Origin of the sequence: Kangiella spongicola, assembly GCF_003194565.2 — a bacterium.
GTDB lineage: Bacteria > Pseudomonadota > Gammaproteobacteria > Enterobacterales > Kangiellaceae > Kangiella > Kangiella spongicola.
On sequence record NZ_QICH01000001.1, the window covers coordinates 351,779 to 367,597 of the forward strand.

The following is a 15,819-nucleotide window of genomic DNA, read 5'->3' on the forward strand; positions in this document are numbered from 1 at the left end:
TTTATTGCTCTAGCGATTTATATTTTTCGCGTAGATTATTACGAATTTTAATAGCCGCAATATTTAAAAGGATGATGATTAATACCAGTAACAAAGCTGTGGCATAAACCAACGGACGCGCAGCTTCAACGTTTGGGCTCTGAAAGCCAACGTCATAAATATGGAAGCCAAGGTGCATGAACTTTCGCTCTAAATGTAAGAAAGGCGCATTACCATCGAGCGGTAATGTTGGTGCTAACTTAACGACACCAACTAACATCAATGGCGCCACCTCGCCAGCGGCTCTCGCCACCGCCAAAATCAGACCGGTCATCATCGCCGGGCTTGCCATCGGCAGTACGGTTTTGCGCAAGGTTTCGAACTTAGTAGCGCCTAATGCCAAGCTACCTTCTCGAATCGATTTAGGGATTCGTGCTAGGCCCTCTTCGGTCGAAACAATCACCACAGGTAGCGTCAGTAGCGCTAACGTTAGCGATGCCCAAATCAAACCTGGAGTACCAAACATCGGTGCTGGGCTTACTTCTGGGTAAAATAGCTCATCAATTGAGCCCCCTAAAAAGTAAACAAAGAAGCCCAAACCAAACACGCCATAAACGATTGATGGTACACCCGCTAAATTATTCACCGCGATTCGAATCGTCCGCGTCACCGGCCCCTGCTTGGCGTACTCGCGCATATAAACTGCTGCAATAACACCGAGCGGAGTGACGATGATAGACATTAACAACACCATCAAGACGGTTCCGAAAATAGCCGGAAAGACACCACCCTCAGTATTGGCTTCGCGAGGTTCATCGAATATAAACTCACCTATTTTTGAAAAGTAGTGCCCTAACTTTGCCCCGAAACCCATTTGGTTAGGCTGAAAGGCTCGAACTATATTGCCTGCGGTTAGAGTAATCTTCTCACCACCGATGGTGCTAAATTGAGCTGAGTCACGCTTGATTTCCTTGTACAGTACTTGCAGTTCTTGTTGGTACTCTAAAAACTGCTGCTCTAAAGTCGCTCGCTGTTGCTCTAATTCCGCTAAAGCTTCATTGGTAAGTTCATTGTCTAATTCCAATCGACGTTGCTCTAAACGTAACTGTTCAAGCTCGTAGTTGATGCTACCAATTTCCTCTTTTTCAATCTCTCGGATCTGCTGATGCAAATCGTTAGCGCGCTCCACTATGTCTTCTAACGCTTGCGGATCGCCTTCGTGCACTACGCCATCCTTCACTACATTATCAAGATATCCGTATAAATTTCCCCACTCGCGGCGCTCAACGACAATAACATTTTCATCAACCGACGTTGCTTCGATGTTCTTTGCGTCTAACCATTTAAAATCGAGCCCGTAAACATCACGGTTACCCATCTTTATAAGATATTGCTTGCGCTCTACTCCAGCTTGAACATCATCTTCAGTACTATGGATTTCCCCCATCACTAAGGCGACACTATCACCCTCAGTCACTACGAATGTTTTCACTTCCGCCGGCCAAAAATGTGACAAACCTCTTACTGCAATTAAGCCTAGCAGCCCTACCACCATGATAATGGAGATACTGATAGCACCAGCGTTAAGCCATACCCAGTGTTGCCCACTGTTAAAGAATTTTTTACTCATCCGTCTTCCCTCCTACAGTGAACCGTATTTATTGCGCAGTCGCTGGCGAACCACTTCAGCAATGGTGTTAAATGCGAAAGTGAACAAGAACAATACAAATGCCGCCAAGAATAAGACTCGGTAATGCGAGCTCCCGAGCTCTGACTCAGGCATTTCTACGGCGATGTTGGCTGACAAGGTGCGCATTCCTTCGAAGATATTCATATCCATAATTGGCGTGTTTCCTGTAGCCATTAAAACGATCATGGTTTCTCCCACGGCACGTCCCAAGCCAATCATTAGCGCCGAAAAAATACCGGGGCTGGCCGTTGGTAGCACCACCCTAGTCAATGTCTGCCACTGGCTAGCGCCAAGCGCGAGCGAGCCGTTGGTTAAATGCTTCGGAACGCTGAAAATCGCATCTTCAGTGATAGAGAATATCGTTGGAATCACGGCAAAACCCATGGCTAAACCGACCACTAGGGAGTTACGCTGATCATAGCTGATGCCCTGCTGATCTAACCAACGAGGCATATCGCCATTGAATAGCCAAGCCTCTACAGGCTCGCCGAGCCAAAAAGAAAACATGGTGCCACCAATAATGACGGGAAGTAGCAGTGCTGCCTGCCAACCATCAGGAACCACATGACGCAGTTTATTTGGTGCTTTGTGCCACAGTAAGCCGAATAAAATCGTGAATAGCGGCAGTAAGATTAGTGTCAACAAAAAGCCAGCAAGGGTTTCCTCGATAATTGGTGCTAACCATAAGCCTGCCAAGAAGCCTAGAATCACCGTTGGTAAAGCTTCCATAATCTCAACGGTCGGCTTGACCATGTTGCGCATTCTTGGTGCCATAAAATAGGCAGTAAAAATCGCGCCAAAAATCGCTAATGGCACGGCAAACAACATGGCATAAAAAGCGGCTTTAAAAGTACCAAAGCTTAACGGCACCAGTGAAAACTTAGACTCGTAGTCGTTGGTAGAAGCGGATGACTGCCAGGTATAAGTGGGCTCTTTGTACCCCTCATAAAACACTTCATTCCATAAGGCAGACCACGATATTTCAGGGTGCTCATTCTCCACGGCAAAAGTATTCGCCTGACCATCTTCACCAATAATCAACAATTTATTACTGCGTGAGTTAATCGCCAAAGAATCAATAGGTTGACCGAAATTAATGGTCTTCAACAAGCGCTCGGAAGTCGTATAAAAGATTCCTAACTGACCTTTACTGTCGGTGGCGATAAAGCCTTTCCTGCGAGCTTCAGGAATTATCTGGGTGATAGCGCTACTGGCTAATTTAAAGTCTCGAATTTTGGTTAGTTCACTGCTGCCTTCATCATCTCTAACTTGAAACCATTGGCTAATAACGCCGTTAGATTGACCAATCATCAAAGAAGCTTGACCAAGCAGGAAGTTAGCCTGAGTCACCGAAACGCCTGACTCGGTAAGCTGCTTAGTATGCTGCAATACCCACTCACCACTCCTGAATCGATAAGCACTTAACTCGCCCTGTTGACCAATAGCATATAACCAGTCTGGGCCCTGAGTCGCCAACAAGTACTTAGCTTCAAAGCCGAGGTCTAGGCTGCCAGAGTATGCCTCCTCTAATACCAGCTCTTCACTAAGGAAGGATTGCTCCACATCAAACTGCTTGATGATGACTTGATTATCCTTAGTCAAACCCGTCAAGATTAGGCCGTCTTGCCAAAACTTACCGTTAAGGAGAGTAAGCTCTGAATCGGAAAAGTCTACTGCACCTTCACCAAAGGGGTAGATAACGCTTGGCGTTAATTGTCGCTTATTATCAGGATAACTAATGGCGTAATCCTGTTTCATCAGCTGCACGCTACCGTCCTTATAAGCCACCGCCATCATGCCTTTTAGGTCAAGCTGAGCGAAAGCTGTAATACTTTGCTGCTGTGGAAGCTGCGACTCGGCGATAACATCATGTGTCGCAACATCGGTAAATTGCATCTGCCCTTTAGCATCTAAAGCAAAAGCAATCTCACCATACTCCTCTACGTCAAGGTGCATGATGTTCTGCTGTGACCAAGTGTATTCCTGCTCTAAATCAACCGTTGCAGACTTAAAAATAGGAAGCACAACCCATAATAGGTAAAAACAAATCAATCCAACCGCCATAATTACTGACATGCCGCCTATGGCAATGCCATAACGTGCTAGCCGGTCACTAATCTTGCGTCTTTTGTGTTTTCCACTTTGCGTTTGCTTATCTAGCAACTTGCGTGTGGTCTCTTTTATTGAGGTACTCATGGCAAACCAATACTAAAATCATGCAAAAATTATAGGTAGGAAATATGACAGTATTGTGAAACCTCTGTAATATTAGGGACCAGAAGTGGCAATGGTGGCACAAATCATTAGAGAGGCTAATTTCGGATAAAAGTTTCTGCGATATTCGGCATTTAACAAAGCCTTAGCGTTTCTGTCATCTAACTGTCATAAAAAAACCGTAACATTCACACCGTCTTTTAAAACATTTGGAGAGAACAATGAGATTAAAACTAATAACAGTGGCAGTTGCCGCAATAATGTCTACTCCGGCTTACGCAGAAACAGAAGCACAAGCAAAAGCTGGTGGCGGGATTAAAATCAACTCTGATGATGTGACCATTAAAGTCGGTGGCCGCCTTCAGTATGATATGGACTGGTTTGATGATGAAGCCTTTACGGGAAGCAATGATTCGGGTTCTGACTCAGAAATTCGTCGTGCACGTTTATTTATTAGCGGTGAGCATGGTGATTGGGAAGCCAAATTAAAGGCTGACTTCAAAGATAACGGCGACACCAAGCTGGACGATGCCTATATTCGCTACAATGGCTGGGATGACTTAGCGCTAACGCTAGGTAAGCACAAAGAGCCTTTTGGCCTAGAAGACCAAACATCGTCTAAAGATATTACTGCAATCGAGCGCACTATGATCATTAACGCGCTTGCTCCAGGCAAAAACTACGGCGCATCTCTTGGTTCAGCTAGCAACGATTTCACATGGCAGTTTGGTGTCTTTGATCATGGCGATGAAGGTGGCAACATTGCTACTGGTATTACTGGTCGCATGACTTTTGCACCAATTGTTTCTAAAGATGAGGTGCTACATCTAGGTGCTGGCTTCCGCCAGAGCCGTTTAGCAGGAAACACTTTTAGCGATGCAGATCAACGTCTAGAAGTACACACAGCTGATGAAAAAGTAGGCTCAGGCACTATCGTCGGCGAAAGTATCACTGCTTATAACCTAGAGTTAGCTTACGCTTCAGGGCCGTTCCACATGCAGGCCGAGTACTTCGATGGTGAAGTTGACGGTGGCGTTAATCCTGACACTGACATCGACGGTTACTATGCGCAGTTTGGCTACGTATTGACTGGCGAATCACGCCCATACAGCAAGGGTAAGTTCAAGCGTGTTACACCAAAAGGCTCTGCAGGCGCTTGGGAAGTTTTCGGACGTCTGAGTCACTATGCTCCAGGTTCTGACGAAGCGGATACCTACACTTTAGGCTTAAACTACTATGCCAACAAAGCAGTTCGTATCGGTGTTAACTATGTTAACGGTGACATGAACGAAGGCGGAGTCAACAAAGACGGTAACGCTATTGCACTTCGTGTCCAATACGTCTTCTAAGAAGTCTATACTTTGTGTGTGTATGAGGGTGCCTTTGAGCACCCTTTTTTTGCACCTAAGAAATGCCCCCAAACTTAGTATTCTTCGATACTTGCAAGATTCGAGCAAACATCTATCATAAAACTAATAATTTCTTTCAGAACTCTCAAATAGGGATAGCCTATGCTTGAATCGTTCGATATTAACTGGACAGGAGTGCTTCTACCCAGCCTAGTCCTTGTACTTGGTTTCTTTTCGTACAAAGTCCTGCAGAAGTTCTTTGACCTCAGTAAAAACAAAAACACCAACGTCGTATTACAAAAACAATTAACCAACATTGTTTTCATCCTACTTCTGATCATTATCTTCGTCATCGTCTTACCGATAAAAGATAGCCTCAAAAACCAAATCATCGCTTTAATTGGTATCGTCCTTTCGGCCTCGATTGCCCTTAGCTCTGCTACATTTCTGGGGAATATCATGGCGGGGATTTGGCTACGATCGGTGCGCAACTTCCGACTTGGAGACTTTGTTGAAGTCAAAGGTATGTTTGGTCGAGTGTCTGGCCGAGGTCTATTACACACTGAATTACAAAGTATTGATCGAGACTTGATCACCCTGCCAAATCTTTTCTTAGCGACCAACCCTGTCACCGTGATGCACAGCGACGGCACCATTATTTCCACTCAGCTATCGCTGGGTTATGACGTTGATCATACGGTTATCGAGCCCTTGCTGATTAAAGCCGCGGAAAAAGCCGAACTTGATAAGCCTTTTGTTTATATTGATAGCCTTGGGGATTATTCTATTGTCTATAAAGTTCATGGCCTTGCCAAGGACTTAAAGACTACCCTTTCGGCTCGCTCTCAGCTAAATCGGTGCGTACTTGATGAGTTGCATCAGGCTGGAATCGAAATCGTATCGCCGACCTTTATGAATCAGCGCCAAGTTAACGAGCACACTTTTATCCCTAAAGAGCGCAACCACTCTCACGCTAACAAAACAAAAAGTAACAAATCAGAAAGCCCTGAGGATGTCATATTCGATAAAGCCGATAAAGCCGGAAAGCTCGATGAAATGAAACTGCAACAAGAAGAGCTTCGTGAGCGAATGGATAAAACCAAGGAAGCGATTAAGCACGCTGAAAACGAAGAGGTTGAGCAAGACCTAAAAGCCAGTTATGAAAAGCTCAAAGCCCGTGAAGAAAAGTTGACCGAGATCCTAAGCGCTAAGTCAGAAGAGATTAGCCGTGAAGGCAAAGAAAGCTGAAAAGATAAGTCTGAAGATTAACAGTCCCTTCGTGTTCCTGATAATCTTGACGCAATAAAAAAGCGGCTATAAAGCCGCTTTTTTGTGCGCAAACTAATATTGTTTAGTCATCACCCGCCATGAATAGACGTAGGATATATAAGAACATCATCGCGATACTTGAGAATAAAGAGATGGCTGCGCCAACATATTTATCTTGTGGGTAGTGGTGGATAATGTTTGAAGTGTCATAAAGGATTGCAGCGCCAGAAATACCAATCATGGCAACGCTGAACCAAGTTCCTAAATTAAAACCAAAAATCATTCCGCCCATAATGGCTAGAAGACCTAAACCGAAGCCCCACATAACAACACCACGCAAGAAAGAGAAGTCTTTACGCGTGATGAAAGCAATCGCCGTTAAGATACCTGCGCCGACTAAAGTGATAGTCGCTGCGCTTTGAATCATGCCTGGCGCTTTTGTAGCGGCAATAAATAGAATTGGCGAGAAAAACACGGCATACAAGCCAGTAAAGATCACCAAGTTCAAGTACTGCACCGCTTTCGACTCTGCAGTATGTGCAAAACGGCTCGCAAACCAACCGATACCGACGAATAACGCCATCATCAATAAGTTGCCGCCCATGCCCATCGAAGCAAAGAATGAAGCGATTTTGTAAGAAGTACCTGATTGGAATAAAGCAACGCTTACAATTACAAACAAGAAAATAGCACCTAACAAGTGGTTGTAGGTTCTTGTAATAAACTGTGCGCGATCGCCCAAGCCCGGACGACTAACCGCTGACTCTTGTTGAATATCTTGATAGCTCATTAAGTTCTCCTTTGATAAAGCTTATCTAATTGTTATTTATTCGTTATGCTCGTGTTAAAGCAATGGCTAGAACGGAATATCATCATCAAAATCATCATCCATCGCCGGAGCTGGCTGTGGTTGTTGATTTTGTTGCTGTGGACGCTGTTGGTTATTGCTGCCAAACGATGTATCACCACCGCCGCCGCCACTACGGCCGCCAAGCATTTGCATTTGACCATTAATATCGACAACCACTTCTGTGGTGTATTTGTCTTGGCCTGACTGATCTTGCCATTTACGCGTTTGCAATTTACCTTCGAAGTAAACCTGCGAACCTTTGCGCAGATATTCACCAGCGATTTCAGCTAATTTGCCGAAGATCACAACACGGTGCCATTCAGTACGTTCTTGCTGCTGACCTGAGCTTTTGTCTTTCCATGTTTCTGAGGTCGCTACTGTAATATTGGCAATAGCGCGTCCGTCTGCGGTATAACGAATTTCAGGATCTTTACCTAAGTTACCGACTAAAATTACTTTATTAATGCCACGACTGGCCATGTAATACTCCTATTTCTATAAATTCTTTAATTTAACCAACAATTGGCCTGTGGGTTGTTTAACGTTTATGTGCGCTCTACAGTCCCTAATTTCAACAATTCCTTTTGTTGGACTTTTGATTTATCGACTTGTAAATATACCTTGCCTTCACCATCGTTCGCAAACGCTTCGAGCACTCCAGGCATTTTTAATGCCGAAATCTGGGTACTTTTTATCGAGTCATCATCACTCGAATCCAGTTTTATAGCAATTTTTTCAATTTCTGGAAGTTTACCTAAGAAGGCTAGCGCCAACCCCGCCGCTACCGCCAGCGCGATATTTAGGACTAATATACCCTCGACACCCAACTTCGGTAACAAGTAGCCCGTCATACTACCGCCTAGGAAAGCACCTAGAAATTGACTGGTACTAAAAATACCAAGCGCTGTGCCGCGGTACTGCGAGCCAAAGAGGTTGGACACGGTCGATGGTAGCTTCGCTTCCAGCAAGTTAAAACCTGCGAAAAACAGCGTTAACACCACCAACCAAAATACGATATGCGTAAAGCCACTAAATAGGCTGACTAAAGCCAGCGCAATCACCACAAAAGCTAATTGCATCACCTCTCGGTGTTTTTTCTTACGCTCTGCGCCAAGCATCATAGGCACCATCAGTACGATAGAAAGCACTAATACTGTGAGGTAAATCCATGAGTGCTGCGCTAGGGCAAAGCCACTTTGCTCCAGCTTTTCCGGAACTATCATGAAAACAGCGACTAGAGACCAGTGGATGACAAATACTGCGATGGCCAACACAAAAATTCGACCCTTGGCGGTAACATGCTTCCAGCGCTCGGCAAAACTCAAGTTTAGGCTGATTTTGCTGGTTTGTCCGCCGCGTGGTACTAGCGTCATCGCTACGATTAAAGCCATAAAGGCTAATGCTGCGATAACAAAGAACAGTCCTTGTAGGGATAACCATTCGCTTAATAAAGGCCCTAAAATCAGCGAGATAGCAAAGGCTAAACCAATACTCCCCCCGATCATGGCCATCATTTTAGAACGTTGCTCTGGGCGACTTAAATCGGCCGCCAAAGCCATAACAGCGCTTGCAATTGCGCCGGCGCCTTGCAACGCTCGGCCAGCAATGAGCCCCCAAATTGTTTCTGAGAAGCCCGCAACTAAACTACCGGCTATAAAAACTAACAAACCACCATAGATAACTGGCTTACGCCCGATCTTATCGGAAAGTAGCCCCAAGGGGAGCTGAAGGATGGCTTGCGATAGGCCGTAAATACCTAGCGCCAGGCCTAATAATGGTAGCGTCGCGCCCTCTAAGTCTTCGCCTAAAATACGAATGACAGGCAATAGCATAAATAACCCTAACATTCGTAAGGCAAATATACTGGCTAGTGAAATCGCAGAACGACGTTCGACGGGAGTTAAGGCTGAAGACTTCATAGTTGATTCAATTAATAATCTCTAAAAGGCTTTTCGCAAGGCCTTGTTTCACGCTATAGTTAACGGTTTGTGATTCTCGCATTTTATGGCGTAAAGACCAAATTTATTTTCTTAATGACCCCATGAATATTAGTCCGCGTTGGCTTTTAATTCACATAGGTTCAGGCACAATGTGTGCCTCATTGTGTTACTCGCAGTTACGTAGCTACTGATGACTTGACTATTTAGTAGCGCCATAAGTGCAACCATAACTAAATTTAGAGCAGTAGGAGCTTGATGGATACCATAGACGTCCGCGGTGCAAAAACCCATAACCTCAAAAACATAGATATAACCCTACCACGTGATAAGCTGATCGTGATTACTGGCCTGTCGGGCTCAGGTAAGTCCTCACTTGCCTTTGACACCTTATATGCCGAGGGTCAGCGACGTTATGTGGAGTCACTGTCGGCTTACGCGCGCCAGTTTTTATCATTGATGGAAAAGCCTGATGTAGAGCACATCGAGGGCTTGTCGCCGGCGATCTCGATTGAGCAAAAATCGACATCACACAACCCGCGCTCGACGGTAGGTACTATTACTGAGATTTATGATTACCTGCGACTTCTGTTTGCTCGTGTCGGTACGCCCCACTGTCCTGAACATCAGTTACCGCTCCAGGCTCAGACCATTAGCCAGATGGTGGACTTGGTATTAGAGCGCGAAGAAGGTGAAAAGCTAATGCTGTTGGCGCCAGTGGTGCAAAACCGTAAGGGCGAGCATATTCAGCTGATGCAAGAGCTTCAAGCCAAAGGATTTGTTCGTGCCCGTATCAATGGCGAAGTTCATGAACTATCAAGCCCACCGACACTTGAGTTGCGTAAAAAGCACACTATCGAAGTGGTTGTGGATCGCTTTAAAGTAAAACCTGATCAACAGCAACGCCTCGCGGAGTCATTCGAGACAGCGCTGGATCTAGCCGATGGCATCGCTCGCGTAGCGACGATGGATAATAAAAGTGATCCGTCAGAAGATATGGTCTTTTCAGCGAAATACGCTTGCCCAACTTGTGGTCACTCGATTCAGGAACTAGAGCCGAGAATCTTCTCCTTTAATAACCCAGCAGGTGCCTGTCCTACTTGTGATGGCCTTGGTGTCGATCAGTTTTTCGATCCTGAGAAAATTATTACTAATGAAGATATATCATTAGCCGGTGGCGCTATTCGTGGCTGGGATCGCCGAAATGTTTATTATTTCCACATGTTACAATCGCTAGCCAAGCATTATAACTTTGATATCGAGGCGCCATGGAGCAGTCTTGGCAAGAAAACTCAAAATGTTATCTTGCACGGCAGTGGCACCACACAAATCAACTTCGAATACAGCAACGACCGTGGTGACAGTTACCACCGTAAACACCGTTTCGAAGGTATTATTCCAAACATGCAGCGCCGCTATCATGAAACAGAGTCGAGCGCGGTACGCGAAGAACTGCAAAAATATATGACTACGCAGAGTTGTTCGAGCTGTAATGCGACTCGTTTGAATGAAAACTCACGTAATGTTTTTATCGAGGGGACTTCTTTACCTGAAATTACACGCTGGTCGATTGAGGACAGTCACAACTACTTTAACACCCTAGATTTGCCTGGTCAGCGTGGTGAAATTGCCGCGAAAGTTTTAAAAGAAATCTGCGACCGCTTAGGCTTCTTGGTCAATGTTGGCCTTGACTACCTGACGCTCGAACGGAGCGCAGACACCCTTTCAGGCGGTGAAGCACAGCGAATTCGTCTTGCCAGTCAGATCGGCGCAGGACTGGTCGGTGTTATGTACATTCTCGACGAGCCGTCGATTGGTTTACATCAGCGCGACAACGACCGACTGCTTAAAACATTGGTTCACCTACGCGACTTAGGTAACACCGTTATCGTGGTCGAACACGATGAAGACGCGATTCGTGCTGCCGACTATGTGGTTGATATTGGCCCAGGCGCCGGTGTTCATGGCGGTGAAGTAGTCGCTGCTGGCGAACTGAAAGATATCCTCAAGAAAAAAGAATCTTTAACCGCCAAATACTTGACTGGCGAACTCAAAATCGAAGTGCCGGAAGAACGCACTCAAGCTGATAAAAAGAAATTTATCTCGCTCAAAGGCGCGACGGGAAATAACTTAAACAAAGTCAGTCTCGACCTACCAGTAGGGCTTTTGACCTGCATCACGGGCGTTTCTGGCTCGGGCAAATCGACTTTAATTAACGATACGCTCTATCCTATCGTCGCTCGTAAAATCAACAAATCGAGCTTGCAGCCGAAAGCCTATGAATCTATTGATGGCTTAGACCATATCGATAAAGTGGTGGACATTGATCAAAGCCCAATCGGTCGCACGCCACGCTCTAACCCAGCCACTTATACGGGAATCTTCACGCCTATTCGTGAACTTTTCTCAGGCACACAAGAATCTCGCTCCCGAGGCTATAAGCCTGGTCGCTTTAGCTTTAACGTTAAAGGCGGTCGCTGTGAAGCTTGCCAAGGTGATGGCGTAATTAAAGTCGAAATGCACTTCCTGCCTGATGTGTATGTGGCTTGTGACGTGTGTAAAGGTAAGCGCTATAACCGCGAAACGCTTGAAGTTTTATACAAAGGCAAAAACATCCACGAAGTGTTGGAGCTGACGGTTGAAGACGCGCGTGAGTTCTTCGACGCTATTCCAGCAGTAGCCCGCAAGTTACAAACGCTAATGGATGTTGGTTTGTCTTACATCAAGCTTGGCCAAGCAGCGACTACTCTATCCGGCGGTGAAGCCCAACGTGTCAAACTTTCACGCGAACTGTCTAAGCGCGATACAGGTAAGACGCTTTACATTCTGGATGAACCAACCACCGGCTTACACTTCCACGATGTTAACCAGCTGTTAAAAGTTCTCCATCGCCTGCGTGATCACGGTAATACGGTTGTCGTAATTGAACACAACCTCGATGTCATCAAAACAGCCGACTGGATTGTAGACCTAGGCCCCGAAGGTGGTAGCAAAGGTGGCCACATTATCGCTACAGGAACACCTGAAGACGTCGCTAAAGAAAAAGGTAGCTATACCGGTAAATACCTAAAGCCGATGCTTTAATAAATCCCTTGCACTAAAAAGCCCGCAAATAAGCGGGCTTTTTATATGACTCAATATAACTAAATAATCTGTTCTTGAGCTTTTTGATCCGCTTTGGCTTTTGCCGCAGCTTCTTTTCGTCTCATGAGATTCTTTTGGTACTTTGACTGCACAATATCGCTTAAGACCATTACCGCAATGACGAAATAGAAAGTCGCTTTGTTCATTGACTCGATTGGATAGCCGAAGAAGTGTAGCTCGGACTTTTGACCACCATCAGCCAGTAGCATGATACCTACGACTAATAAGATGAATAAGCCTAGCACCTCAAACATCCGATTCTTTTGAAGGAATTCAGATACTGTATCGGCTAACCAGATCATGGCGATACCACTTAAGATAATCGCGATGGCCATAATCCAAAAGTTATCCGTCAGCGCCATAGCACTCAAAATCGAGTCAAAGGAGAACACAAGGTTCATCATCACGATAAGTGCGATAACCTTGGTCGCTGACTGTGGCTTTCTATCTTTGCCATCACCAACTTCAAGCGCCATCATGTGCCAAATTTCCTTCACCGCGGTATACATGATGAAAAAGCCACCGAATAACACAATCACACTTTCAAGGTTGAAGGTACCAGTTATGACGCCTTCCCACTGGATGGTGAACAAGGTATCTTGTACATACTCAATTAACTGAACCAGCACAAATAGCAGTACAATCCGCAGTACTACCGCTAAACCAATACCAAACCAGCGTACTTTCTTCTGCTGTTCGAGCGGTGCACGCTTTGATTCGAGGGAGATATAAAGTAGATTGTCGAAGCCCAGTACCGCTTGCAGTACAATTAACATACCTAGGGTTAACAGGTTTTCAATAGTAAATAGTTCCATTATTCCTTCTCTTTATTTATGATTAATCTGGTGCATCTTAGCACAGACTTTTGACATTTCGAGAACGAATTATTATGAATCAATCGCGCTTTTCCATCATCCCTTTTAGGCCAAAACTTGCCGATGATTTCAAAAATATCAATCAAGCTTGGATAGAGAAGTACTTCGAAGTAGAAGCCGAAGACCTCAGAGTTTTGAACGATCCGAAGAAGTACTTAATAGATACTGGCGGGCATATCCTATTTGTTTATGACGACGAAACTCAGCAAATGGTCGCCGCTTGCGCACTCAAAAAATGGGCTGATGATGAATATGAACTGTCAAAGATGGGCGTGATAGAAGGATACCAAGGCACCGGGATTGGCCAGGCATTAGCAGAAGCTATTATCGAAGAAGCCAAACAAAGAGGCTGTAAACGACTATTCCTAGAGTCTAACCGCAAGCTCACCCCCGCCATGAAACTTTATCAGAAGCTCGGCTTTAAAGAGTTCGTTAACCATGAGTCTCGGGTTGATTATAGTCGGTGTGATATTGTGATGGAGATGTTTTTGTAGGTTAACTATTATTGTGTCAATTAGTATAAATTTAACATCTGTTGTATTTCTTTGAGTGTTGTTTTCGACCCTCTTTGTGCTAAAAACTCTTACCAAAATCATCCACGATTTTGGTTACTATATTTTGGGTTCAGCTCGGCTCAATATAAGGAGAATTTTATGCTCGCTGTTACTATCTGCTATGAAACAGAGCACGCATACATCCATCAAGTATACTTGTCATCCCGCGGTGCCAAGGGCATTCCCTCAAGTCACTTACCGCGGGCTCCAGAGTCTTTTTAATTAAATTTCACTTTCGTAGTATTTCTGCTGAAATAACTTTGTCGTTCTGTTCAAGTTTTATAGCTACCCCCATACCATCGATGACCTCACCAAAGATGGTGTAGTTGCTGTCGAGGTGGATATTGGGGGCTGTATTGATAAAGAATTGAGCACCACCTGTATCTTTGCCTATGGTCGCCATGCCGACTGTGCCAGGTAAGTGTGAGCGATAAAAAAGTTCTTCACGAATACTGTAGTCTACATTGCCGCTACCATCGCCAACTTTGCTGCCGCCCTGCGCGACAAAGTTAGGGATAACGCGGTGGAAATAGGTGTTGTTATAAAACCCGCTCTCGACAAGCTCTATAAAATTTGCAGAGGTATAAGGCGTGTCAGCGAAAAGCTTTATTGTGATAACGCCTTTAGTAGTTTCTAACTTAACAATAGCCGGAAGCTTTGGAAGGGCGTCTTCGGTCTTACTCGCTTCTTTGGCAGTTTCTTGCTCGGGCGTTAGAGCTTGTTCGGCGCCGTTTGCGATAATCTTGCGTTTGCTTTCAGCCAGAGTCTTGAGATTATCTTTATCATTCTGCTTCACATAGTAGGCAATTGCGGCGCGCTGATGATTGGAGTCGTCACTTTCTAGCCACTGTTGTGCAGTTTTTTTATCGCCCTTATCGGCTCGAATTAAAGCTAGCAAAGCTTCCGACTGTACCCAGCTGTTGTCATGCTTGAGTTTTGCTTTCACGCTGCTGAGAAGTTCGGGACTTTTTAGCCATACTGCCTGCACCGTTTGTAAAGCCGTTACTTGGCTTATGCTGTCGTCAAAAGTCAGCGCCTGTAAAATTCCGGCTATCGACACTGGGTTTTCCTGATAATTCGCTAAGCTTCGAATCGAATTTACACGAACGCCGATATGTTCACTGTCGAGATGTTTTAGTAGCGTCGGTAAGACTTGGCGTTGTTTTGTTTTTGCTAAAGCTCGAATGAGGTTAGCTTTCGCGGGTGGCGCGAGCTCAGGCAATAGTTCAAGAAACGGGGTCATATTGTCGCTATCGAGAAGTGGTACTCGAGCAAGTAAATAGCTGGCTTCTAGCTGAGTCTCCTGATGCTTGAGGTAAGTCAGTAATTGCTTTGTATCAACCTTGTCAAAGCCCTCAACTTTGTTGTTATGAAAAGTCGCTAAAATTATTAAGCCATGAAGGGCTCCTCGGACTTTTTGTTTTGACTGGTTCTTATCCGAAAGGCCTTGGTTGATGATTTGCGTCAAAACGCTTTGCGCGTCTTTATAACCTATATTGCCTAGCGCTAATGCCATGCGATACTGTACTTCTGTGTCACTTTCAGACTCTAGGGCAAAGGCTAACGACTCTCCTACGGCGGGTACTTTGGCGATACCTAGCGCAAAAGCAGCTGCTTTGCGGATGGTGGCATTTTCATGTTGTAGATACGGAAGCACCTGTTCCACGGCACTTTCGCCACCAATTCGCCCCAAGGAAATTAAGGTCGTTTCAAGGGTTTCTAGGGGTAAATCAGCACAGTTTAAAGCTTCCTCAAATTTATAATGCTGTGCGTCGCGCTTGTCGGCCCAGTAATAAATATCATTGGGGTGCACACAAGCTCTAGATTCTACTGATGCTATAGCACTAAAGACCGCTAAAATCCCCGTCAACCCCCATAAATACCAATGCTTCATCACGTCTCCTTAAAGTCCTTCAACTGAGTAATGGGTATAGCTTAAGCTGTTCAGGCCATGTAAA

Annotated in this window: 11 protein-coding genes; 4 read left to right on the forward strand and 7 right to left on the reverse strand. The window is 45.1% G+C overall.

The features are described 5' to 3' along the window. Window position 1: 1 nt before the first annotated feature. Together pstA and DL796_RS01475 are read right to left on the reverse strand one after the other, a co-directional pair. Window positions 2-1,609 carry a phosphate ABC transporter permease PstA gene (pstA, locus tag DL796_RS01470; RefSeq protein ID WP_110199282.1) on the reverse strand — a complete coding sequence of 536 codons (1,608 nt, stop codon included), beginning with the start codon at window positions 1,607-1,609 and terminating at the stop codon, window positions 2-4. Window positions 1,610-1,621: 12 nt separating this feature from the next. Continuing rightward, window positions 1,622-3,865, reverse strand: coding sequence for an ABC transporter permease subunit (locus tag DL796_RS01475; RefSeq protein WP_110199284.1), 2,244 nt, complete (start codon window positions 3,863-3,865; stop codon window positions 1,622-1,624). A 239-nt stretch (window positions 3,866-4,104) separates the two neighbouring features. On the opposite strand from DL796_RS01475, the gene DL796_RS01480 reads away from it, so the two are divergent. Continuing rightward, window positions 4,105-5,232, forward strand: coding sequence for an OprO/OprP family phosphate-selective porin (locus tag DL796_RS01480; protein ID WP_110199286.1), 1,128 nt, complete (start codon window positions 4,105-4,107; stop codon window positions 5,230-5,232). A gap of 162 nt (window positions 5,233-5,394) precedes the next feature. After that, the gene (locus DL796_RS01485; protein WP_110199288.1) at window positions 5,395-6,480 is read left to right on the forward strand and encodes a mechanosensitive ion channel family protein; all 1,086 of its coding nucleotides are present in this window, start codon (window positions 5,395-5,397) and stop codon (window positions 6,478-6,480) included. A 103-nt stretch (window positions 6,481-6,583) separates the two neighbouring features. Here DL796_RS01485 and DL796_RS01490 read toward each other — a convergent pair whose 3' ends face one another. The 3 genes from DL796_RS01490 to DL796_RS01500 all read right to left on the reverse strand — a co-directional run bounded on the left by DL796_RS01490 (window position 6,584) and on the right by DL796_RS01500 (window position 9,270). Next, window positions 6,584-7,291 carry a Bax inhibitor-1/YccA family protein gene (locus DL796_RS01490; RefSeq protein WP_110199290.1) on the reverse strand — a complete coding sequence of 236 codons (708 nt, stop codon included), beginning with the start codon at window positions 7,289-7,291 and terminating at the stop codon, window positions 6,584-6,586. 66 nt (window positions 7,292-7,357) lie between these two features. After that, on the reverse strand, window positions 7,358-7,831 hold the full coding sequence (gene ssb, locus DL796_RS01495) for a single-stranded DNA-binding protein (RefSeq protein WP_110199292.1): 474 nt from the start codon (window positions 7,829-7,831) through the stop codon (window positions 7,358-7,360). Window positions 7,832-7,896: 65 nt separating this feature from the next. Then, window positions 7,897-9,270 carry an MFS transporter gene (locus DL796_RS01500; RefSeq protein ID WP_110199294.1) on the reverse strand — a complete coding sequence of 458 codons (1,374 nt, stop codon included), beginning with the start codon at window positions 9,268-9,270 and terminating at the stop codon, window positions 7,897-7,899. Window positions 9,271-9,546: 276 nt separating this feature from the next. On the opposite strand from DL796_RS01500, the gene uvrA reads away from it, so the two are divergent. Beyond that, window positions 9,547-12,372, forward strand: a complete 2,826-nt coding sequence (gene uvrA, locus DL796_RS01505) for an excinuclease ABC subunit UvrA (RefSeq protein ID WP_110199296.1) — start codon at window positions 9,547-9,549, stop codon at window positions 12,370-12,372. Between the two features lie 59 nt (window positions 12,373-12,431). On the opposite strand, the gene DL796_RS01510 is transcribed toward uvrA, so the two are convergent. Continuing rightward, window positions 12,432-13,247, reverse strand: coding sequence for a TerC family protein (locus tag DL796_RS01510; RefSeq protein ID WP_110199298.1), 816 nt, complete (start codon window positions 13,245-13,247; stop codon window positions 12,432-12,434). 74 nt (window positions 13,248-13,321) lie between these two features. Here DL796_RS01510 and DL796_RS01515 point away from each other — a divergent pair, with 74 nt between their 5' ends. Continuing rightward, window positions 13,322-13,801, forward strand: coding sequence for a GNAT family N-acetyltransferase (locus DL796_RS01515; protein ID WP_110199300.1), 480 nt, complete (start codon window positions 13,322-13,324; stop codon window positions 13,799-13,801). A 289-nt stretch (window positions 13,802-14,090) separates the two neighbouring features. On the opposite strand, the gene DL796_RS01520 is transcribed toward DL796_RS01515, so the two are convergent. Beyond that, window positions 14,091-15,755 (reverse strand): peptidylprolyl isomerase, encoded by a 1,665-nt coding sequence (locus tag DL796_RS01520; RefSeq protein WP_170114198.1) that lies wholly within the window; start codon window positions 15,753-15,755, stop codon window positions 14,091-14,093. Window positions 15,756-15,819 lie beyond the last annotated feature (64 nt).

What these genes read in the sequence shown, in the direction of transcription:
- DL796_RS01485 (WP_110199288.1), top strand. Translation starts at nt 5,395, where the DNA reads ATGCTTGAATCGTTCGATATTAACTGGACAGGAGTGCTTCTACCCAGC.
- DL796_RS01490 (WP_110199290.1), bottom strand. Translation starts at nt 7,291, where the DNA reads ATGAGCTATCAAGATATTCAACAAGAGTCAGCGGTTAGTCGTCCGGGC.
- DL796_RS01475 (WP_110199284.1), bottom strand. Translation starts at nt 3,865, where the DNA reads ATGAGTACCTCAATAAAAGAGACCACACGCAAGTTGCTAGATAAGCAA.
- DL796_RS01515 (WP_110199300.1), top strand. Translation starts at nt 13,322, where the DNA reads ATGAATCAATCGCGCTTTTCCATCATCCCTTTTAGGCCAAAACTTGCC.
- DL796_RS01480 (WP_110199286.1), top strand. Translation starts at nt 4,105, where the DNA reads ATGAGATTAAAACTAATAACAGTGGCAGTTGCCGCAATAATGTCTACT.
- DL796_RS01510 (WP_110199298.1), bottom strand. Translation starts at nt 13,247, where the DNA reads ATGGAACTATTTACTATTGAAAACCTGTTAACCCTAGGTATGTTAATT.
- pstA (WP_110199282.1), bottom strand. Translation starts at nt 1,609, where the DNA reads ATGAGTAAAAAATTCTTTAACAGTGGGCAACACTGGGTATGGCTTAAC.
- uvrA (WP_110199296.1), top strand. Translation starts at nt 9,547, where the DNA reads ATGGATACCATAGACGTCCGCGGTGCAAAAACCCATAACCTCAAAAAC.
- DL796_RS01520 (WP_170114198.1), bottom strand. Translation starts at nt 15,755, where the DNA reads ATGAAGCATTGGTATTTATGGGGGTTGACGGGGATTTTAGCGGTCTTT.
- DL796_RS01500 (WP_110199294.1), bottom strand. Translation starts at nt 9,270, where the DNA reads ATGAAGTCTTCAGCCTTAACTCCCGTCGAACGTCGTTCTGCGATTTCA.
- ssb (WP_110199292.1), bottom strand. Translation starts at nt 7,831, where the DNA reads ATGGCCAGTCGTGGCATTAATAAAGTAATTTTAGTCGGTAACTTAGGT.